General features: G+C 65.6%; 18 protein-coding genes. 8 read left to right on the forward strand and 10 right to left on the reverse strand.

Annotated elements, in window-relative coordinates; translation table 11 throughout:
• Window positions 1–12: 12 nt before the first annotated feature.
• Window positions 13–897, forward strand: coding sequence for a type IV toxin-antitoxin system AbiEi family antitoxin domain-containing protein (locus O5M90_RS28675; protein ID WP_269838506.1), 885 nt, complete (start codon window positions 13–15; stop codon window positions 895–897).
• 7 nt (window positions 898–904) lie between these two features.
• On the opposite strand, the gene O5M90_RS28680 is transcribed toward O5M90_RS28675, so the two are convergent.
• Window positions 905–1,846, reverse strand: a complete 942-nt coding sequence (locus O5M90_RS28680) for a nucleotidyl transferase AbiEii/AbiGii toxin family protein (protein WP_269838505.1) — start codon at window positions 1,844–1,846, stop codon at window positions 905–907.
• 301 nt (window positions 1,847–2,147) lie between these two features.
• On the opposite strand from O5M90_RS28680, the gene O5M90_RS28685 reads away from it, so the two are divergent.
• Window positions 2,148–2,366 (forward strand): helix-turn-helix transcriptional regulator, encoded by a 219-nt coding sequence (locus tag O5M90_RS28685; protein ID WP_269838504.1) that lies wholly within the window; start codon window positions 2,148–2,150, stop codon window positions 2,364–2,366.
• Here O5M90_RS28685 and O5M90_RS28690 read toward each other — a convergent pair whose 3' ends face one another.
• Both O5M90_RS28690 and O5M90_RS28695 read right to left on the reverse strand, forming a co-directional pair.
• A complete protein-coding gene (locus tag O5M90_RS28690) occupies window positions 2,367–2,777 on the reverse strand; it encodes a hypothetical protein (RefSeq protein ID WP_269838503.1) in 411 nt (136 codons plus the stop codon). It lies immediately after the preceding gene.
• A gap of 92 nt (window positions 2,778–2,869) precedes the next feature.
• Complete coding sequence (locus O5M90_RS28695; RefSeq protein ID WP_269838502.1) at window positions 2,870–3,904, reverse strand: hypothetical protein; 1,035 nt, start codon at window positions 3,902–3,904, stop codon at window positions 2,870–2,872.
• A gap of 308 nt (window positions 3,905–4,212) precedes the next feature.
• Here O5M90_RS28695 and O5M90_RS28700 point away from each other — a divergent pair, with 308 nt between their 5' ends.
• From O5M90_RS28700 to O5M90_RS28720, 5 genes are all read left to right on the forward strand, one after another.
• Complete coding sequence (locus O5M90_RS28700; protein ID WP_269838501.1) at window positions 4,213–4,347, forward strand: hypothetical protein; 135 nt, start codon at window positions 4,213–4,215, stop codon at window positions 4,345–4,347.
• A gap of 22 nt (window positions 4,348–4,369) precedes the next feature.
• The gene (locus tag O5M90_RS28705) at window positions 4,370–5,317 is read left to right on the forward strand and encodes a lasso peptide biosynthesis B2 protein (RefSeq protein WP_269838500.1); all 948 of its coding nucleotides are present in this window, start codon (window positions 4,370–4,372) and stop codon (window positions 5,315–5,317) included.
• 122 nt (window positions 5,318–5,439) lie between these two features.
• Complete coding sequence (locus O5M90_RS28710) at window positions 5,440–7,155, forward strand: asparagine synthase-related protein (protein WP_269838499.1); 1,716 nt, start codon at window positions 5,440–5,442, stop codon at window positions 7,153–7,155.
• Between the two features lie 31 nt (window positions 7,156–7,186).
• On the forward strand, window positions 7,187–9,055 hold the full coding sequence (locus O5M90_RS28715) for an ABC transporter ATP-binding protein (protein ID WP_440401770.1): 1,869 nt from the start codon (window positions 7,187–7,189) through the stop codon (window positions 9,053–9,055).
• Window positions 9,056–9,188: 133 nt separating this feature from the next.
• The gene (locus O5M90_RS28720; protein ID WP_440401769.1) at window positions 9,189–10,343 is read left to right on the forward strand and encodes a Fic family protein; all 1,155 of its coding nucleotides are present in this window, start codon (window positions 9,189–9,191) and stop codon (window positions 10,341–10,343) included.
• Window positions 10,344–10,608: 265 nt separating this feature from the next.
• Here O5M90_RS28720 and O5M90_RS28725 read toward each other — a convergent pair whose 3' ends face one another.
• The 5 genes from O5M90_RS28725 to O5M90_RS28745 all read right to left on the reverse strand — a co-directional run bounded on the left by O5M90_RS28725 (window position 10,609) and on the right by O5M90_RS28745 (window position 18,813).
• Window positions 10,609–13,224 (reverse strand): hypothetical protein, encoded by a 2,616-nt coding sequence (locus tag O5M90_RS28725; RefSeq protein ID WP_440401768.1) that lies wholly within the window; start codon window positions 13,222–13,224, stop codon window positions 10,609–10,611.
• A 150-nt stretch (window positions 13,225–13,374) separates the two neighbouring features.
• Window positions 13,375–16,449 (reverse strand): TonB-dependent receptor, encoded by a 3,075-nt coding sequence (locus O5M90_RS28730; RefSeq protein WP_269838494.1) that lies wholly within the window; start codon window positions 16,447–16,449, stop codon window positions 13,375–13,377.
• Window positions 16,450–16,522: 73 nt separating this feature from the next.
• The gene (locus tag O5M90_RS28735) at window positions 16,523–17,623 is read right to left on the reverse strand and encodes a FecR family protein (RefSeq protein ID WP_269838493.1); all 1,101 of its coding nucleotides are present in this window, start codon (window positions 17,621–17,623) and stop codon (window positions 16,523–16,525) included.
• A 2-nt stretch (window positions 17,624–17,625) separates the two neighbouring features.
• Entirely contained in the window at window positions 17,626–18,126 is a 501-nt protein-coding gene (locus O5M90_RS28740; protein ID WP_262973531.1) for an RNA polymerase sigma factor, read from the reverse strand.
• A gap of 363 nt (window positions 18,127–18,489) precedes the next feature.
• Window positions 18,490–18,813: a hypothetical protein gene (locus O5M90_RS28745; RefSeq protein ID WP_269838492.1), complete on the reverse strand. Its 324-nt coding sequence runs from the start codon at window positions 18,811–18,813 to the stop codon at window positions 18,490–18,492.
• Here O5M90_RS28745 and O5M90_RS28750 point away from each other — a divergent pair.
• Window positions 18,812–19,597, forward strand: coding sequence for a helix-turn-helix transcriptional regulator (locus O5M90_RS28750; RefSeq protein ID WP_269838491.1), 786 nt, complete (start codon window positions 18,812–18,814; stop codon window positions 19,595–19,597). The genes O5M90_RS28745 and O5M90_RS28750 overlap by 2 nt on opposite strands.
• A gap of 69 nt (window positions 19,598–19,666) precedes the next feature.
• On the opposite strand, the gene O5M90_RS28755 is transcribed toward O5M90_RS28750, so the two are convergent.
• The gene (locus O5M90_RS28755) at window positions 19,667–19,777 is read right to left on the reverse strand and encodes a hypothetical protein (protein ID WP_440401767.1); all 111 of its coding nucleotides are present in this window, start codon (window positions 19,775–19,777) and stop codon (window positions 19,667–19,669) included.
• Window positions 19,777–20,316: a hypothetical protein gene (locus O5M90_RS28760; RefSeq protein WP_269838490.1), complete on the reverse strand. Its 540-nt coding sequence runs from the start codon at window positions 20,314–20,316 to the stop codon at window positions 19,777–19,779. Before O5M90_RS28760 ends, O5M90_RS28755 begins: the two co-directional genes overlap by 1 nt.
• Window positions 20,317–20,843 lie beyond the last annotated feature (527 nt).

Below are 20,843 nucleotides of genomic sequence, written 5' to 3' on the forward strand. Positions count from 1 at the left end.
CGACTGGTTCCTATGAACCGAACTCGCATACAGATCGCCAAGCCAGACATCCTGGCGTTTTTCAGCGAGGAGATGCCTCCGATCCTGAGGGAGCGGCAGATTGCGTCCGCCCTGGCGCAGCAGCGCAAAGGGTGGCGGTTGGCCCAAAGCACCACGCTCACTGCCTTCATCGAGTTTCTGCTCAAAAGCGGGCGGCTCAAGCGGCACAAGTTCGACTTCCCCAACAGGCCGGAGACCGTGTACACCTGGGGCACACCTGCGACGATGGAGCTGCTGTTGCACCTCAAGGCCAACAGCTACTTCAGCCACTACACGGCCCTGCGCATGCATGGCCTCACAGAGCAGGTTCCCAAGCTCGTCTACATCAGCCACGAACGGTCAACCCCGTCCTCGACGGGCGACGACATCACGCAGGCGGCCATCGACAAGGCCTTCCGCCAACCAGCTCGAGTCAGCCAGAACGCGGTGGACTTCGGGGAGCTTCGCATCGTGCTCCTCAACAGCGCAAACACGGGCGAGCTTGGCGTCGTCGATCAGGAGCACCAGCAAGGCGAAGGCCACGCCGCCAAAGTGCGGGTCACCAGCATCGAGCGGACGCTCATCGACGCGGCAGTGCGCCCCACCTACTGCGGCGACGTCGCGGAGGTGGCCAAAGCGTTCGAGCTCGCCAGGGGCAAGTTCTCAGTGAACGCCCTGGGTGCCATGCTGAGCAAGATGGGCTTCACCTACCCCTACCACCAGGCCATCGGGTTCTATCTGGAACGCGCCGGCTACCGGGACGGCGTCGTCGACATCATCCGGCGCTTCCCCATGAAGCACGACTTCTACCTCACGCACGACATGGCCGACACCCGCTACGAATCGGCTTGGCGCCTGCACGTCCCCAAGAGCTTCTGATCCCAAGTCAGGGCGTCATCGCTGCCAGGACCTCGTTCGCCAGCTTGACCACATAGTCGAAGTAGAAGTCGAATTCCTTGAGGTCGTAGGCAGTGGCCATCGTCTGTCTGACGGCCTCGAAGTTCTGGCGATGGAACTCGCGCTCCTTGTCGATGTCGGCCAGCCAGGCCAGCTCGACATGCTTCACCTTGAACATCTCCCGCGTGATCTGGAGCGCCCTCGCCTGCATCAAGGTCAGGCCCAGCTCCTCGACCAGCACGTAGATGTCGATGAAATCGCGAGCGCGCGGCGCGCCCGGCCGTGAGCGCTTCACCACCGGACCGTAGACCTCCATCTGCTGACAGATGGCCCGCAGCTTCTCGCAGGCGATCATCGTTGGCGAGTAGACAAAGATGCGGTAGCCATCGACCTCGGCGGGCTCCTTGTCCTCGACGTACTCGAAGCGGCTGATGTCGATACTGAACTTCGTCCCCTGCCCGATGTTCAGCGCCGATTTCCGCAGCTTGTCCATGTCCTGCTTCAGGGCCTCGTACTGTTCGGTCGGGGCGAGCTTGAACTCGATGTCGTAACCGCCCCAGAAGCCGGCCAACTCGGGCGAGACCTGCGCGGGCTTCTCCGACATCTTGAAGTCGAATGGCTCGTACCCCGCGACCCGAAAGGTCTGCTGCAGCGCACGCACGATCTTGGCCTGGACGCCATCGACCCCGCCTTCGAAGTCCCTGGCCATGGAGAAGTCCAGGTCGATGGACTGGCGGGACGTCAGCTTGTGGATGAGGGCCATGGCGTTCCCGCCCTTGAGCACCAGTTCGTCCATGAGATCGTCGTCAGAGAACATGGCGGCGACGGCGAGCCGCTTGATCTTCGCGAGCGTCTCCAGCTCGGCGTCCTTGACCTTGGCCATTGTCTTGCCCATAGCCTTGCCCTTCGCCCTGGCCTCACCTTTTGCCATGCACGCCTCGCCTTCAGCGGTCGTCGATGTCCGGCTCCATTCTCGGAGCTTTGGCGGCCAGCGCAGCACGCGCCCCCAAGGAGGTGCATACCGCGCAGCAGCGCATGCCAGGGGTCGCAGCCACTGCAGGCATGGGGCTCAGAACACGCCAGCGTCCACAGCAATGCAGCCAGGCGCAGTGCAAGGCCACGAATCCCGGCGATCGCGGCAGGGACGAGGGCGCTGAATTTTGCTGAATTTCAGCAGCTAGAACCGAGCTGTCCGTGCCTAAACTGAATGGAACAGGACACGGGAGCACAACATGCAAGCACATCCACACAGCGTGTCGTCGAGTCTGACGCCCCAGGCTTTGCTGCGCCTACCTAAGGTCATGAACACCACCGGGCTGGGTCGATCCACGATCTATCGCATGGTCGCCAAGAAGCAGTTTCCCAGACCGATCAAAATCAGCGTCAGGGCCGTCGCATGGCGCCAGACAGACATTGCCGATTGGATCGAAGCGCGCACGCCAACTGCCTGATCAACCGGCGTCAGCAACCGAAAGACCTGCATCCCGACTCGCCTGCCATGCATCCAAGTCCACGCACAAGCTTGCGGTGAGCGTCTCCATCAGCACGATGGACAGCAGCGTGCCCTGTTCGATGCGAGTTCGGGAGCTCAGCAAGCGCAGACGAGCAAGCAAGGCCCGCAGCGCTTCGACCGTCTCAAGAACCTCCGCTGGTGGCCGACTCAAGCTCATCGAGAGCACGACGGCCTGCGACCGTTCGGCCACATCCCTGGCTATGATCCGCACCGTCTCCAGGCGGGATTTCGCGAACGCCTTGGGAAGCACCACGGCCAGCGCGTCCACGTCTGAGACCAGCTTGGCAACCCGTGACTTCAACGCTTCACTCGACACCGCCAATACACTGGCATCTGGTACTGCACCCATGTGGGAAGTGTAGCCATTGCGCGGCGCAGTATCGCCAGCAGCGCGACTCGGCGTCAGTCTTCAGCCGAAGGCAAGGGCGACGCAGCAGATGCCTACGCATGATCTTTTCCGGGGATGCTTCGCATCAAACCTGCCCTGCGCAATTCCGCCACGTCCTGAAGAACCCGCTGGAGTGGCATCGCAAGCAGCTTCCTATCCGAGACATGAGACCGGCGGCGGGCCATCTGCACGCTCAGCGTGCCTTTGCTGCAGCCGTAATGTCGTGCGACAAATGCGGAGGAACACAGCCGGCAATCGGCCGCCATGCAGGCGACCAGGGCGCGAGCCCTGACCTTCAGCCCGCGGGGACATGTCGGCGTATCGAGCCTGCCGGATGCATCGATCTTGGCACACACCCAGGCCTCCAGCAGCGACAGCGCGCCTTCGACGCCATAGCCGCCGCCTGCGGCGATCAGTGAGGCCGCCATGGGATCAACAGCTCGGCGAGTGGCTGCGGCAGAGGCAAGGCTCTGCTGCGTCGCCGGCTCCTCAAGGCCCCGTGTGAGCTCCCACACGCGCCACGCTTCGTCAGAGGGTCGCGCACGCAGCGTGGCATCGAGCGCCGCGCGCGCCACGGTGATGAGCTCTCCATAGAGCGACAGCAGCGGCTTCGCATCGAAGCCCTCACCGGACTTCAAACCCGTGACGACGCTCAGTGCCGCGTTCGGGTAACGCTTCGGCCGTTTGCACAGGCCCAGCTTGACCGGGCGCCATGCCAGCATGAGGATCTCGCGCCGCAAGGCCTGTCTGGACTCGAGGGGTTCGGCACGGCACTTCGCAGCGAAGGCCGGCCCGCGTCGTACATGGGCCGCGCGGACCCACCGCGACAGGATGTGGCTGCAAGAACGCATGACGCCCACGATGCCGTCCCCGTCGTCGATGCGCGCGACGATGTGGATCTCGGTCGGCATCAGCACGTAGTACAGCAGCTGCCGCCCCGACTGACGGTGCGCAGCAATCAGTCGCTCCCGGATCCTCTCGGACGTGCGCTCGTGGGCGAGGAAGTCGCGGCCTGGAGCCGCCTGCCAGCTCAAGCTCCAGGTTTTCTCGAGGGCACTCGCCTCGCCCTTTGGCTTTTCTGCTCCCATGGCGGTAAGACGAAATCGCAGGCCTGCTGCACCCCACTTTCTTGTAAGCGATTGAAACACCCGCTGCGGCGATCCACTCGGTGCCCATGCCGAGCCACCGAAATCGAACCGAAACACCGTCGTTGCGAAGTTAGGGGCTCCCCTCGAATTGAAGCTCTTCTCCAGCGGTGGATCGCCCAGGACCAAATCAAACGCCCAAGATCGCCCGCCATGAACTCTCGACGGCCCCGCCAGCCGGCATTACCTTCATTTCGCCCGACGCCTGAAACGCCGAGGGCAGTTCGAGTCTCAACCTGAAGGAGTTCATCATGGACAAGCAAGCGCAAGCGGCACCGGAGCCGCAACTCATCGACCTGGGCGACGCGAAGGCACTGACGCAGGGCCTCCCGCAACCCAACTCGTACGAGGACAGCGTCGAGATCGAGGGGAAGAAGGTCCCCTGAACGGCCACGGCGTGCGTCATCAATGTCCGACGCACGCCTGAGGCCACAAGTGCCGCTGCGGTCCACCATCGCGATCTCCCTCGCGACGCGGCCGCGGCGGCCGATCAGATTGATCCACCAGCGGGAGGCCCAGATGATCCACGTCGGTGCTCCCCACGAGCTGACCTTGGCGAGCCATGTCCGTGCGTGCGCATGCGATGGTCAGGTCATCCTCCTCGACCTGCGTCGCAGCCGCTACCTCGGCATCGGTGGCCCCGCCTCGCAAATGCTGGCCCAAAGGCTCCAGGACTGGCCGATCACGGCGCAGCACAGCGGCACCTCCCTCAGCTCCTCGGCCACGGCCGCCCTGCTGCACCAGCTCGTCTCGCAGGGTCTGGTAGTGGACGCCACGACCACCTGGACAAGAAACACCGGCATAAGAAACACCGATATCAGCAGTGCGTTCCACACGCGCCCGGTCGACAGCATCGAAGAAGCGACGTCGACCATCGAGCTGGATCAGGACCTGGGTCATGGCCTGACCTCGGCCCCAGGCAAGCCACATCGGACGACCGTGCACATCCGGCGCTCGCTGCGCTTCGTGCGCAGCGTGGCCACCGCCGCCTGCTGGATCCGTTGCCGCACCTTGCAGGCCATCACACGCGATATTGCACGACGGCGGACCCAACTCCAGGGGTCGCGTGCAGAACGCAAGGAGGCTCCCGAAGCCGACGAAGCCATCGAGGCGATGAAGCCAGCCCTGGCGGCCTACGATGCCCTGCGGCCTTTCGTGTTCACCGCTCGCGACGAATGCCTGCTGGATTCCCTGGCCCTGCTCCACTTCCTGTCGCATGAGGGCCTGGCCCCACGCTGGGTTCTCGGCGTCAGAACGGGACCGTTTGCTGCCCATGCCTGGTTGCAGGAAGGTTCGACCGTGCTGAACGACCAGCACGAGTATGTCCGGCAGTTCCGACCCATCCTGGTCGTGTAGCACCGGGCAGCGCCACTATGTTCCGGTACCTCGCCCTGGTGTGGAACGCGTCCCAGCCAAGACCGTCCGCCTCCGCACAACGGCTCGGAAGCATCTGGCAGCGGCAGACGGACTGGCGCTCCGTGCTGCGCCGACCGGGCCTGCAGGTGTTCACCACGGGTGAACGGCCTGGCATCAACGAAGCCCAGGTTCTCCATGGCGGTCTCGGCCTCGTGCTCGGCAAGCTGTTCCGCCGCGTCGAATTCGATGCCACGCCAGCGCCCGGCGCCACCCTCAGCGAAGCGGATACCGAAAGCATCCTGGACACCGGCGGCCGCGCGCTGGTAGAGCAATTCTGGGGTCGCTACGTGGCCTTCCTGCCAGCCCCTACGGACGCCACCCTGATCCTTCGCGATCCGAGCGGCTCCCTTCCCTGCTTCAAGCTTCGGCATGGCGACGTCTGGATCTACTTCTCGTGGCTTGAGGACGCACTGCAAATCACCGCCGCGACCGGTGGAGAAGGAGAAACCGCAAGCCCTGCGGCTTGGACGGTGAACTGGGACGTCCTGGCTCACCGCTTCCTGTACGGCGCTCAGAATGGTCGCGAAACCGCCCTCACCGAGATCACCCAGGTCTTGCCCGGCGAACTGCTGGACTCGCAGGCCGGAACGTCCACGCTGCTGTGGAGCGCCGTGAGTCACGCACGGGCGGCCGCAGACCGGGATGGCATCGAAGCGGCGACCCTGCTGGGCCACGCCGTGCGCTCGTGCACACGCTCGTGGGCCAGCTGCTACGACACCCTGCTGCTGCGGCTGTCCGGTGGCGTGGACTCCTCGATCCTCGTCAACTGCCTCGCGGCCGGCCACACACCGGCCGACGTGGTCTGCATCAACTACTACTCGCCCGGCTCGGACACGGACGAGCGGCGCTACGCGATGCTCGCGGCCGGCCAAGCCGGACGCGATCTGCTCACCCGCGAGCGTGATCCTGCCTTCCGCATCCAGCGCGTGCTGGAGTCGGCCCGCATGCCCAACCCTGTCACCTATGTCGGCGCGATGAACGCAGCCACCGACGCCAAGCTGGCAGCGGCCTACCGGGCCAGCGCGATGTTCACCGGCGCCGGGGGTGATCCGCTCTTCTATGAGATGGCCAGCTGGTGGCCGGCGGCCGACTATCTGCGCGACCGCGGCTGGGACACAGGCTTCCTGCCTGCGGCCCTGGACGCGGCCCGCGTCGGCCGGGTCTCGCTCTGGCGCTGCCTCAAACTCGCCACCCGGGAGCATGTCAAGCCCGATCTGGCCGCGAGGACAGCAACGACTCGAGCCGATTGGCTGCCCGGCGATTTCGCTCATGACCGGGTGGATGGGCTTCGCTTCGCACACCCGGAACTTCGCGCAGCGACCGATCTCCCGATCGGCAAGTACATGCAGACCGCCGCACTGATGCACCCGATCGGCTACTACGACCCGTTCGAGCAGGCGGCTGCGCCCGAGGCCGTCCACCCGCTGTTCTCCCAGCCCCTGGTGGAGCTCTGCCTTCGGTTGCCCACCTACCTGCTGATTCGAGGTGGGCGTGGCCGGGCACTGGCCCGGCGCGCCTTCGCCGCCGAGCTGCCAAAGCAGATCGCTGCCCGCAGGTCCAAGGGCGGCACCGACGACCACATCAAGGCAGTGCTGCAGAACAACCTCGATTTCGTGCGCGGACTGCTGCTCGAAGGCCACCTCGTCCGCCGCGGGTTCATTGATCGGCCCCGTCTGGAGGCAGCCCTGCGCGGGGATCCCACGACGCTGGACTGGTCGCCCGGTCTGATCCATGAGCTGGTCGCCGTCGAAGCCTGGCTCACACGCTGGCTCGGCTAGCAGCAGCCTCTCGCGAACTGGGGAACGCGGCATGCCATCGCTGAAGGAACTCCGGGAACTCCGCTCAGCGCTGATGGTCCTGTGCGAAGGCCTGGACCGATCCATGGCTTGGCGCCTCGCGGGTGCGAATGCACTGGCGCTGCTCGGTGGCGTACTGGCCGGATTGGCGCCTCTGGCCCTGAAAGAGCTGATCGATGTCGTGAGCCGCCAGCCCAGCGACACCAACAACCGTGCCACCGAGCCGTGGGCATGGATCTCGGCGCTGGGCATCGTCTATCTGCTCTGCCTGAGCGCCGCGAGGCTCGCGTCCGAGATCCGCCCCTTCCTCGTCGGGGGCGTCGAGCAGCGGCTCTACACGGGCTTGCGGGTCCGCTACTTCACGCACCTGCTGGACCTGCCGCTCTCCTTCCACCTGGCTCGCCAGAGCGGCGCCATGGGTCAGCGTCTTCAGCAGGCGGTCTCCGGATACCAGCTCATCCTGGCCAGCCTCGTCCACGGCTTCATTCCCGTCCTGGTGGAGGGGGTGACCGTGGCCATCGTGCTGCTCACCCTGGGCCAGCCCGCCCTGGCCGCCACCTTCGTGCTCACCGGCATCGCACTCGCCCTGGCGGTCGGCAGGCACATGCCGCAGCTGCGCATCAGCGCACGCGCGGTCACGGGCAGCATGGTCGATCTGCAGGGCTTGATGGCGGACAGCCTGATCAATTACGAGCCCATCAAGTGCTTCGGTGCCGAGAGAGAGACCCTGAACCGCTTTGGTGAGCAATGCCTCGCCCTCGAAACCCACTGGCGGGACCTGCTGCACCGGCGCCTCGCCATCGGAGCCTCGGTCACGATGGTCTTCACCCTCAGCGTCGCGAGCTCCCTGGCGATCGCGCTCCTCGCCGTGTCGCAGGGCCGATTGAGCTTGGGCGGCTTCGTGCTCGCCACGCTGTACATGGTGCAGATCATTCGACCGCTCGAACTGCTGAGCAGCGCCGCGCGCGATGCCTCGCAGGGCCTGGCCTTCCTCCGCCCCCTGCTGGAGGACCTAGGCATCTCCCCGGGCACACCCCCGCAGCCACCCAGGGTCCAACAGGGGAACTCGGGAGGCGAGCCGGCCAGCGCTATGCACACGATGAGCGCGAAAGGCATGGCCATGGCCTCGCCGGTCCAGGCCGGTGTCGCCGTGAGTTTTCGGGGGGTGTGCCTGGCCTATGACAGAGGCCCACCCGTGCTCCGGGACTTCAGCCTTGACGTCTCGCCAGGGAAGTCCCTGGCCATCGTCGGCGCGAGCGGCTGCGGCAAATCGTCGCTCGTTCGCCTGCTGCTGCGGCTCCAGGAGCCCGATGCAGGGGCCATCACCCTGGCGGGAACCCGGATCGATGCGATACCCGTCGACGAACTGCGCTCGATGATCGCCGTGGTGCCGCAAGACCTGGCCCTGCTCAACGGCACGGTCGCGGCGAACATCGCACTCGGCATGGGCAGCGCGACACGCGCCAGCATTGCGAATGCCGCGCGCCTCGCCAAGCTGCATGACTTCGTCGCCGCCCTCCCCTGCGGCTACGAGACCGTGATCGGCGAGCGCGGGCTCAAGCTGTCAGGTGGCGAGCGTCAGCGCATTGCGATCGCCCGAGCGATCCTTCGGCGCCCCCGCCTCTTCATCCTCGACGAGGCGACCTCGATGCTCGATGCCCACACCGAGCAAGAGATCATGCAGAACCTGCTGGCGCTCTCGCAAGGGCGCACCCTGATCCTGATCGCTCACCGACTCGCCACCATCCGGCATGCCGACGACATCGCCGTGCTGGCGGGCGGCGCCGTCGTAGAAAGAGGCGCCCACGCCACGCTGATGGCGCTAGGCGGCACCTACGCGGCGATGTGGCAGCACCAAACGGCCGCGGAACGCAGGTGCTGAGATAAACCGTGCTTCGATTTCAGGAGTCGCCGCCACCACGGCAGCCTGAGGAGATTCGGAGACTTTCAGAAAAGTTTGACAAAAAAACATAAACTCTTTGCAAATCAATTAGATAGCTCTCTACAATCTTGTCATGGGCAAAGAGATTCTGAGTCTCATTCGTGCATCCGGAGCCTCCGGAATGGCCCCGGACATGCTGATGACGTCCCTTGAGGAGCGGCTGAGCCGTTCCACGCTCAATCGCCAGCTTTCGGCGCTCGTTGCCGAAGGAAGCATCAAGCCGCTCGGGAAAGGTCGGTCGACGCGCTACGTGAGCACCACGCCCTTCTCGCGCGCAGAGGTCGACGCCTACTTTGCCCGGCCGGCGGCCGAACGTCCACTGGCTCCGTTCCGGGAGGAGTTGCTTGATCCGACTCCCAACATCGACCCGGAACGAGCATTGCGATGTACGCAAATCCAGGGCCTGGCCCACAAGCCGGACCGAAAGTACCTCGCTCAGTTCCTCGTCCTGTTCGCATGGTCCTCGTCCTTGCTTGAAGGAAGCACGTACTCGGAGTTGGATACGGAGGCGCTGATCAAGTATGGGGAGAGGAATCCTGACAAGCCGATGGAGGATGCGCTCCTCGCCCTGAATCACAAGCTGGCAGGCCAGTACCTGTGGGATCACCGTGAGTTGTCGATGGAGACGGTGTGCGCGATGCACGACCTCCTGACAGACGACCACGGGATCATGGCGGAGGGTGAGTCGGACCACTTCCTGCCTAAGGCGCAACGTGGGCGGCCTCGAGAGTTCGAAGACGTGAACCTGGCGAACTCCGCCTACATTCCGCCCTTCCGTCCTGGCACAGGTCACGCCCAGGCAGTGCTCCAGCAGATCATCGACACCTCCAAGGGGCTCCCGCCGTTGGAGGCTGCGGTGTACCTGCTGACGCGGATCGCCTACGTGCAGTCGTTCGCGAACGGCAACAAGCGCACCTCGCGCATCGCGGCCAATGCGCCACTGCTCGCGGCGGGTTTGGCGCCCTTCTCCTTCGTCGACATCAACAAGGCCAGCTACATCCGAGGCATGGCGGCCTTCTACGAACTCGGCTCCTTGCATGTCATCGAGCAGGCTTTCATTGAAGGCTACGCGCGATCGATCGTGCGTAGCAGCAACCTGCCGGCCGCACTGCGAATTCAGAATGACGACAAGCAGTTGGTCGAGCAGTTGGTCGACTACGTCAACTCCGGCAAGCGCAGCCATGGCGACCTGCTGCGCGACTTCCTCACCCCCGGCGCAGGGTCTTGAGTGGAAGCGCCAGTGGCTGCATCAAGGGCGCCCAGCCCAACTCGGCTGCCTTAGGCGTCCCTTTTTTAGCCCGACCCGCCAATTCTCCAAGTGGTGCGGCCGGCGGCAGTCCGAGGGGGCCCGCCACCCAGGCCGAATGGACCGCTCATCGCCGGTATGCACGATGAGCGACCAGTTCGCTCGAAGGCAGGGCCGAGCACCAAACCGCCACTGAGGGGGCACCCAGCCCGATTGAATGTCAACTCAAGCTTGACCGCGCCGGGAGTCAAAGGGCCTTGCGGATGCACCGCGGCTTGGCATCGGCCTCAACCTTCATCAATGCCATCTGGTCCCAGCGCGCGTACTGCGCCTGCAGGCCTTGCATCGTCTCGCCAGGGATCACCGGCGCCAACCGCTTCTCGCCCTTCAGCCAGAAACGGTACCAGTCCACATTGCCTTGCAGCGAGATCATGCGCTCGCTGGGTCGTGACAGCGCGTGGCCGCCGTCCGGGAACTTGAGCATCTCGACAGGCCGGTACTGCCGTCGCAGCAGCGCGTAAATGTCGGAGTTGTTCTTCGCCTCGGCGCCGTACGACTCGATGCGCAAGGCGGCCCGGATGCAGTCCGTGTGCAGCGAGGGATCGTTGCGGATCCAGCGTTCCCGCGTCTTGCCGAAGGGCGGTCCCTGGTTGCCCTCCTCCTTCGACTTCAGCGTGCTGTCGGCGAAGGCATAGGTGATCGTCAGCGAGTACAGCGTGTTGACGTCGCCGTCCAGGATCGTGGCGGCACGGATCGGCGCGTCCGTGAAGGTGATCAGGTTCTGCACCCGCACGCCAGTCGCGCTCCAACCCAGGATGCCGATCCGATCCCGGTCCACAAGGCCCTGCGCCACCAGCGCATCGATGGCGCCGCTCACACCATCGGCGAACGCAACGATCGAGCCATGCTCGTCCCGAGGTGCCCCGGTCGCCGCTCGCCACGGCAGCGCGAGCACCAGGATGCCCTCGCGCAGGAAGGCACGGCCCGCGAAACCGCTTGTCGCACCGTCGTAGTCGTTCGTCCCATCCCGATAAAAGCGTTTCGGATCGAAGCCATAGGACTGGATCACCAGCGGGTACCGCACACCGGGCTTGAAGTCAGCGGGCACCATCAGGCCGCCATCCCAGCGCCGCCCCTGACCATCCGTCCAGCTGTACTCCTTCATCGTGCCCCACTGCTCGGCCACGAATTGTGGATTGAGCTGCGTCAGGCGAATCTCGCCCCCGGACGGCCCTACCGCCACGATGTCCGCCGGCTGGTTCAGCGCCTGACGTACCTGCAGGCGCCAAGTCTGCCGGGCAGCCTTGCCCTCGCCCTTGCCACCGGGCATCCCCTGGCGCTTTGCGCCACCGTCCCCGGCACGCTTACCATCATCTGCACGCCGGGTTGCAGAAACGTCCACCGCATCTGCCACCGCATCTCCCACCGCTTCATGCCAGCGGCCATCCGGCAGGCGCTTGAAGATGCGACGCTGCTCGCCATCGATGGCCGTGAACCGGCCCTCCTCGCCGGCTGCAGCCTCCACCTTCTGCAGACGCGCCTTGAGCGCGGCGATGTGCTTCCACTCGCCGGAGGCGGGCCAGTATTCGATGATGTGGGACGCCTCAGGTGAAGCCTTGCCGGCCGCCTTGTCGGCCGCCTTTGCGCCGCCTGCGGCACCCACGGGCAAGTAGGTGCCGGCGATCACGACGGAGGTGCCACCGTTCTGCCACAGTCGATCAACGCGCTGCCGGCCTCCCGGCGCAGAGTCGTCCGGCGCGTCAAGCACGACACGCGCCTGGCCGTCGCTCGCCCGGTACGCCATCATCTGCCGCGGGGCGTAGTTCGTCGGGCGGGAGAAATAGCCGAGGGGGTCCACCGCCGCCGAAGCACCGTACTGCTTGCTGAGCTCGGCCACCTGGGGATAGACCTTGGACCAGGCCATTTGGCGCGCGGGCTGGTCCGTCGGCAACAGCACCCAGCGACCGTCTGGCGAGATGCTGGCCAGCGGCGGATAGCCAGCCCTCGGGAAAGCCTCGCCGAGCGGTCGAGCAGGCATCCGCACCCCGGCCTCCGCGACGAAGAACTGGTGCAGCCGGTCCTGCGGATAGAGATCGTCCTGCTGCCCATGGACGCTCCAGAACGACTTGGTCCCCACGATGATCGCGCGCGCGCCAGCCTCCCGCGCGGGGTTGGGCACCTGGGAGACATAGACCACCCGACGCAGATCGTCAGGCACCTCGAAACCGAGAACACTGTGGGGCGCATAGGTCAGTTGCTTGACCTCGCGGGTGATCACATCCACCTTATAGACTTGGTGCGCCTCATCGTTCATCCGCGCGCGGAACACGATGGTCCGGCTCCCGACCCAACGTGCTTCCCTCAGGGAGGGGTCCGAGTCGGCACGGTCCCTCGATGACTCCACCGCCAGCAAGAGCGATGGCGGTGCAGGAGGGGGCGCGGAGGAAGTCGGCGTACCGGCTTGCGACCTCGAGCCCTCTCGGGCCAGCGCAGCCAGGCGAGCAGGACTCACGTCCATCAAGAGGATCTCAAAGCGGTTGCGGTCCGTCGCCACATTGGCCTTGCGCGTGACGATGAACAGCTGCCCACCATCCGGCGAGACCTGGGTTTGCAGCGTCTCGTCGTCGTAGAGGACAGGCTGGATGATCCGGGTGAACTCGACCACCTCCTGGACGGTCGGGCCCACGGCGGCCGTCGCCGGCGCGGCAGGCAAGGCCAGGGGCAGCCCGGCAACCAGTGCCAGGGGCGCCAGTGAGGCCAGAGACCCCATGGATAGCTGCCGTCGGGCAGCCAGGAGCAATCGGGGCACGAGCCGGATCGACTGGGTCAAAGGCAATGACTTGAAGAAGGGTCTGCACAGCATGGGGCGATGCCGGCGCTCGGCCGGGCGTAGAAGTTGTAGGGGGCGTTGTTGGGCGCGCTGAAGGGGGCGTTGTCGGGAGCCCTGCAGAGAGCGAGGCCGGCACCGGCGCACGCCGACGCAAAGGCGCCGCGTCGTCGAGCGGGAGCCGCGCTACCAGCTCACGGACAGCTGCAGGCTCGCGTAGCGGCCGCGCCAGTCGGCCTGGGTGACGTCGTAGTACGGCGAGCTGCCGACGTACTCCGGGAGGCGGTCCGCCAGGTTGGCAATGGCCAGCGACAGGCGCGCATCCTTGACACCGCTCAGTCCAGCGCTGAGCCCGGAGCCGAGTCCGAGACGCTTCAGGTTGACCGAGGCCGCGACGTCATGAAGCCAGTAGCCGCCGAGCCTGCGTCCCTCAGCCCCTGAATCCCGGTAGGCCCCCAGGTAGCGATTCGTGAGGCCTACGCCCCAGGGGCCCTGCTCGACAGCCAGTTGGAGCCGGCCTTTCCACTTGGGAGCCCAGTAGTCGACGGCCCGCACGCCCAAGCGTGACGAAGCCGCCGCACCTGGGGTCAGCGCGACGTCGTACTGGCGCGTCCGGGTCGCGCTGGCGGACGCGGACCACTTCGTCGCGCCGCTCTTCCAGGCGTGCGCGATCTCCATGTCGGCGCCCGAGGTTTCGAGCCGCCCGTAGTTCACCTCCGAGTACAGCACCCGGGTGATCTGGCCCGGCACGCCGCCGCTTGCCGGCGCCCGGGTGACGAAGCCGGGGAACTGCGCCTCGTTGTCGACTGCGGTCTGCGGCCATAGCAGGCCAATGAGTCCATCGATCTTCACCTGCCAGGCGGTCACGCCGAAGCGCGTACCGGACAGCGACGCGGGCTCCCACACCGCCCCCAGCGAATAGGCATTGCCCTTCTCCGGACCCAGGTCCCGATTCGCGGTCCGCAGCACCTCGCCGCCGGTGACCAGGGCGTTGCCGCGCTGCGGATCCCGGATGCCATAGGCGTCGGTGGTGAGCGACACATTGTTGATGTTCATCTGCACCAGGGTCGGTGGCTTGAACGAGCTCGCGGCGGAGCCGCGCAGCAGCATCGATCGCACCGGCCGAATCTCAAGGCCTGCCTGGTAGGTGTTGGCGCCGCCGAAGTCGCTGTAGACATCTCGTCGCGCCGCCAGCGTGAGCGTGGCCAGATCCCAGGCCTTGCTCCCCGCACCGCTGGCGCCGGCCCCCTCGCGCCACAGGGGAACGCGGGCCTCGCCATAGACCGCGCTGCTGGAGCGATTCCCGCCAGAGCGAGTCCCACCGACGATCTGGCTCAGGTAGCGATCACGCGCCGCCTCGCCACCGATGATGACGTCGACCGGGCCGGCCGGCAGGTTCAGCGGCGAGCCTCGCAAGAAAGCACCGACCTGGTCCTTGCGGCCCTCGTCATTGCGCACCACACCCGGAAAGATTGCGGTCAGCACCTCGTCGCTGGCGGCGCGTCCCGCCGTGAACAGGTTGAGTGCCTGCGCCGGATCCGAGGACGCCAGGGCGGCCGTGCGTGCGGCTGCGTTGGCGGTAACGTTCCACGTCCGGTGCTGGCCGTCATCCAGCGTGGACGAGGCGGTCGCCTCCAGCTCCCAGCCCGGCAGCATCTCGCCACGCACGCCCAGCAGCGCGCGGGCAAATTTCGTGTCGCGCTGCAAGGTCTCCACACCGTTCTCCGCGCCCAGTCGGGAACTGACGCGCACCGCCACGCCGAAGGGGTTGAAGGCGTTGGAGGCAGGCACCAGCACATTGGCCATCAGGATTCCCGTCTCCTCGGCCCGCAGGCGGTCCTTGGACAGCGTCAGTTCGCCGAACGCCGACCAGCCCCCGCGAAACTGGAAATCGCCAGCCGCATGCAGCCCCAGGGTCTCGGTGCCGTGGGCCAACACATAGCCCTTGCCGGTGGCATAGGAGCTGCACAGATTGGCCTGGCCTGCCGTGGCGGCGAAGTCCGCGATGGAGAGGCCCTGGCCGGTACCGCGTGGAGGAATGGCTGCAAAGCTGGAGTTCAACCCTGGCAAGTTCGCCGATGAGTTGCTGCTCACCGTACCCGGGGTGCAATAGCGGGCACGGCTGTCGACGCCGCCCATGCGGCGATAGTCCGCGTCCAGGAAGAAGTCCCGCTCGGCCATCGTCAGCGGCGTGGTCTTGCGGTACGAGCCCAGCACCAGGTACGAGCTGGACGCGTCCCCGCCCCCTGTGGCCAGCGAAATACTGCCGTCGCCTGCGCCCTTGGCGGAGCCCACCCGTGCGTCGAGTGCGATGCCGTCGATCTGCTTCTTCAGGATGATGTTGACGACACCGGCCAGCGCATCGCCGCCATAGACGGCGGACGAGCCCACTGGCACGATCTCGACCCGCTCGACCGCCGCCATCGGGATGAGGTTGAGGTTGAAGAAGCGCGAGCCGGAGGCACCAGAAACCTGCACGCGCCGGCCGTTGATCAGGACCAGGGTGGAGCCCAGCGGCAAGCCGCGCAGCTGCACGGCGCCCTGCCCGTTCGTCACGCCCAAGGTACCTTCGCCGGGGGACATCGCCGCCTCGTTCAGGCTGCTCAGGAATCGCTCCAGCGACGGCTGCCCGCTGCGCTCGATGTCCGCCCGCGAATAGACATTCACAGGCGTTGGACCATAGGAATCGATTAGCTTGAGCCGCGTGCCGGTCACCTCGACGCGGGTCAGCGAAACCGGCGCCTCCACCAAGCTGGCGCCGCCCTTGTCGGCGGGGGTCACCGGAGACGCCTGCACGACCGGTCCGGCCGACCCACCGGCCTCTTCCATCCGGCCTGGTTTTTCGGCACCCACCGAGCCTGCCTGGCCGGCGGGGAACTGGCCAGGCAGCGCAGCCGGTGCCGGGCCTGGGGATAGACGCGCCTTGACCACGACCGCCCCACCAGGCATCTGCGTGAGCTCGAAGCCCGAGCCTTCGAGGGCCTGGGCAATCGCCTCCACCGCAGTCAACTGCCCTGACACAGCACGCGAGGTGCGATCTCCGAGCTTGACCGGATCGAAAAGAACGGACACACCGGTCTGCCGTCCAATGGCACGCAGGGAATCAGCCAGTGGTTGCGAAGGCTGCTCGATGCGATACCGCGCACCGGCTGGCTCGTCGGCAGCGCAAGCCAGGTTGCAGCCGAGCATCAAGGCCACGAACGCGCCATCACGCAGAACGCTGTGGTACGTGCTGGCTCGTGGAAGGAATTTGCCGATCATGCTTGCCTCTCATCTTGTTGTGGGGGTGAACAAGATGACGCGGCTTGCGCCGGTGACCCCCTGAGGGCTTGCCCTACTGAGGTGCCGCGAGTTCCAGCCGGCCCGCCTGCTCCCGGACCTGAAGCCCGTGAAGCTCCGCAACGGCCCGGACAAAGCCCCGGGCATCGCCGATGTCGTATGCACCGCCGACCCGGAGGCTGGCCACATTGCCAAAGAGCACGACGGAGATGGGGGAGTAGCGGTTCATCTCTGCTACTGCCTCGCCCAGCGAAACATTCTCGAAAATCGCCTTGCCGTGTTTCCAGGCAAAGAGCGGCTCCAGCGGCGGCCGATCAATCTGGACCAACGCAGGGGCGGTCGACACGGTCTGCGGTTTGGCCAGCCGCATGCGCTCACCCGGCTGCAGTGTGATCCGCTGCTGCGGCGCCATACCCGCCTCCTGCCCGGCCGAGACGGGCTGCACGGTGACCGCTCCTTCGATCAGAGCCACGGCCAGGGCGGCCTCACGGCCCTCGCGGCCCTCGCTGCTCCTGCCGGGCACACGCACCGAGAAGACCGTGCCCACCGCAATGACCTCGCTGCCCCCAGCGCGCACGACAAAGGGTCGAAGCGGATCCTTGGCGACCTCGAACATCACCTCTCCGGCATCAAGGCTCACAGTCCGCCGGGCGCTGTCAAGCTCCACGCGCACCCTCGTGTCGGTGTTCAGAGAGATACGGGTGCCATCTGCCAGCAGGACCTGTTGCTGGCCGCCGACCTCGGTGGCGTACACGGCCACGGCCAGCCATCGATGCAAGGCATAGGCTGCCACCACGACAGACACGGCCAGCAATGCCCCCAGGGGCCACCGCATCCGTTGCCAGCGGCGCTCGCGCGCGAGGGTGTCCCTCGCTTTGGCGCCTGCCATGCCGGCGACGATCTGCTCAGGTTTCATGGACGCCACATCCGTCCAGATGTCGGTGCAGCGCTCGAACGCATACCCGTGTGCCGGCGAACGTGAGACCCACTCACGAAACTTGCGATCCATCTCGGCCGAGCGGTCCGGCCCATGCAGGCGGGCAATCCAGGCCGCAGCCTCTTCGGCAACCCTGCGTGTCACGACGGGCGGCTCGCGCCCACCGTCCAGCGGGTTCTGCGCCCTGCCCTGTCTGCCCTGCCTGTCATTGGGCACCATGCTCACCATCCTTCCATCCGGCGCATCAGCGCCGCCGTGGCTTTGCCGACGTGCTTGCCGACCACCCGCACACTGAGGCCGAGCACCGCCGCAATCTCCGGGTAGCTCATGCCATAGAACACATGCGCGATGAAGATCGCGCGAGTGCGCATGTCAAGCGCAGGGACCGTCAAGCTCAGACGGGTCAGCCGCTCTGCGCTCAGCACGGCATCCTCGGTGGATGAAGCACTCTGCTCGCCGCACGAGCCCTGGGCCAGTTCCTCGTCAAGCAGGAGGGTCTCGCCATGGCTGCGCTGCGCACGGTGCGCATCGATGGCGAGGTTCCATGCCGCGCGAATCAGGAAGGCATCGGGGTGCGACACCTCATGGGTCCGCTGGTAGCCGTCCAGCCTCAGGTACGCATCCTGGATCAGATCATCCGCATCCTGGCCGCTGCACCCACGGCGCCGCAGCACCGCCCTGACATGCGACAAGACGCGTCCCCAGTCGATGAGTGCAGCCATGCCATCCCCTTCAACCCGAGTGTTTTCGGTGTTGCGACATCGATCTTAGGCGCGTAAATCACGACGGGAAAGCGCCGCTTACATCTGCACCGAACCGCCTGCGATCCCGAAATTCAAACGAAAACATGCATGTTCCCAGCGCAGCACCACGCCAAGAGAACAGTGCGACTACCGCGCTGAGAGCGTCAACCCATGACCGCGCGCGCAAGCGAATCACGCGAGTTTCCCCTATGGAATGCCGCCAGATGGTCTGAGCGTGCAACAGATCGACGAACCTGCTCCGCGCCCCTTGCAGGAGGCCATCAACAATCAAACGCCAAAAAGTCTTCGCACTCCCGCACTTGATCCCGCAGGCCGAGATCATCAGCATTCAAGGCGCAGACCCGGCATCGCGCGAACAGCGCCTCCAGGGAGGAGATGGTCATGCATCGGACCCGCGACGACTACCGCCAGCCTGACGCCGACCACGGAGCCGGTAAACGCCGCGAGCGCCGCCCATGCTACCGCCTGTACCCCGTGCCCGCCGGCATAGCCGCCCGCACAGCCAGTCGCGTGCAAGGCAACGTCCTCGCCGAGTGGTGGACCTTGTTCATCACGCGCGAACAGGTCGATGCCTCCCTGACCGCAGATCCCCTTCGCTTCGAGGATCCGCCCCTGTTCGAGCAACTCCGAAGGGACTTCGATCATGTCTTCGACCCTGCCAGCACACGCATCGATCCGGGAACAAGCACAGGCATCGGACTACAGCGCACGAGCGCTGGCAGCGATTGTTCAGATCGCTGGAGCGACCGACCCGCAGACGCTGATCGGACGACTGGCCGATGCCACGGCGGCGCTGGGCGCCAGCGCGAGCCTTTACACCGCGGCGGTCCTCGAAGGCGATCGTGATCTCTCCTGCTTCAGCCTGCTCGCCGGCCATCCGGCCTACGCGCATGCCCAGAACGAGATCGGACCCCTCACCGCGCACCCCTGGTTCAGATTCGCGCGAACTCATCTGACATCGGGCAGCGACCGCCAGGTTGGCATCGAGGAAGCGACCGACGCAGCCGCCCTGCAGCTCGCCCGTGATTATGGATTTCGGGCGTACTTCGTCGTCCCCACCGCCTCGGGCCAAGACCTTGACCGACTTGGCATGCTGTGCGTAGGCAGCGAACACCCCGACGACTTCGAAGGCCCCGAGGCCGGGGTCGTACGAACCCTTGCCAGAGCGCTTGCAGCAGAGCTGCATGACTGGCTTATGCACTACCTCCATGAGCGCCTGGTCAAAACCGCAAAGCTGGAGGAGACAGATATGCAGTTGCTCGCCCTGGAACAAAGAGGCTTGCAAAGCAAGGAAATCGCGACACTCACCGGACTAAGCCGGGCATCCGTCGACTCGCGATTCCAACGCATCAACATGCGGCTGCACTGCTCAAGCCGCAGGGCGTCGGCACTGCGAGCGGTGGCCTACGGCCTTCTGGAGCCACGGTGAGCATGCACGCCAGTCAGATGGCGAAACAAGGCTGGCGCAACGACCACCACCAGCGACAAAGTGGGGTATTCAAGCGCCTGCGACCAGGGACCAGAACGCAGTCTTGCGCCCATGCTTGCTCCGGAGCTGAGCCAGGAAGTCTTCATGCGGCGGCAATGGCGCGAGATCCGTCGGGGACATTAGTTGCAGGCGCTCCAGGTACCGAGCAGCATGGTCATAGGCCGTGCATTAGCGCGTTGCAGGATGTTGAGCAGCAAGGCCCGGTAGATGGCCGTCGCAGCCTTGAGTCGTCCGCCCTCGGCCAGCGTCTTCGGCAGCGTCGGCAGCATGAAATAGTCTGCCGCGTCGATGGCCGCTGCCATGCCGACCAGCACGGCCTCGGCGTCAGCCTCGCGATGAAGCTCGACAAGGATCTGTGCAGCCAGGCCTGGATTCGGCAAGGCTAAGGCGACATGCCCCGCGCGCTCCATCGCCGCGACCCGTTGCTGAGGCGGCAACTGGTCGAGCCACAGGTGCACGGCTTCGATCGACGGTGACTTCTCGAAGGGCGCTTGCCACAGAGGATGGCTGAGTTCTGCGTTGCCGAGTTGGCCGTGGGCTTGCGCCAGGAGGCGCTGCCGGCGGTCGTCCAAATGGCCCCAACTGCCTTCCAGCCACTTCATTGTGTTTTCTGGACGGTCGACCTCCAGGTAGGCCCGGACGATCGCCTCCGTCTGCATCGGGTTCGGGTAAGGCCGATAGCTCAGGATGAGCGCGGAACTTGACGTCCGGATCCTTGAGCGCATCCCCGATCAGAGACAGGGCAGCCGACACGTTGATAACTTCGTAGGGCAGTTGGCTCGAACGGCGCCAGCCGGCAAGCGTCTGCTTGAACACGGCCGCGAGCTTGCTGGGGCTGTCGGAGAGTTGCAGGCACTGAAGACGCTTGTGCACGTCCGGATGGTCGTTCGCAAGCTCCAGAAGAATGTCCGCGAGCGTTGTCGCGTGCTAAAGGCGCAGGAAGATGGCGAGATTTTCTGTGGGCATGTGCCGTCAGCCTACCGGAAGTTGAGGCGAGGCTTGCTGGGTTTGAATGGGCCGGTGGGCTGCTATCGGCTGCCTTAGGCGTTCGGAGATCTTCGTTCGGGAGGTTTGAGCGGGATTTCCGTCCATAACATCTGACACAGTAGTCCATTGGACTGCGGGGGTGTCTGGTGCCCGCTGGTTCAACAAGCCTAACTGGTGGCACCATTCATACCCCTTTGAC

The sequence above is a fragment of the Paucibacter sp. M5-1 genome (genome assembly GCF_027498415.2).
Classification (GTDB): domain Bacteria; phylum Pseudomonadota; class Gammaproteobacteria; order Burkholderiales; family Burkholderiaceae_C; genus Roseateles_E.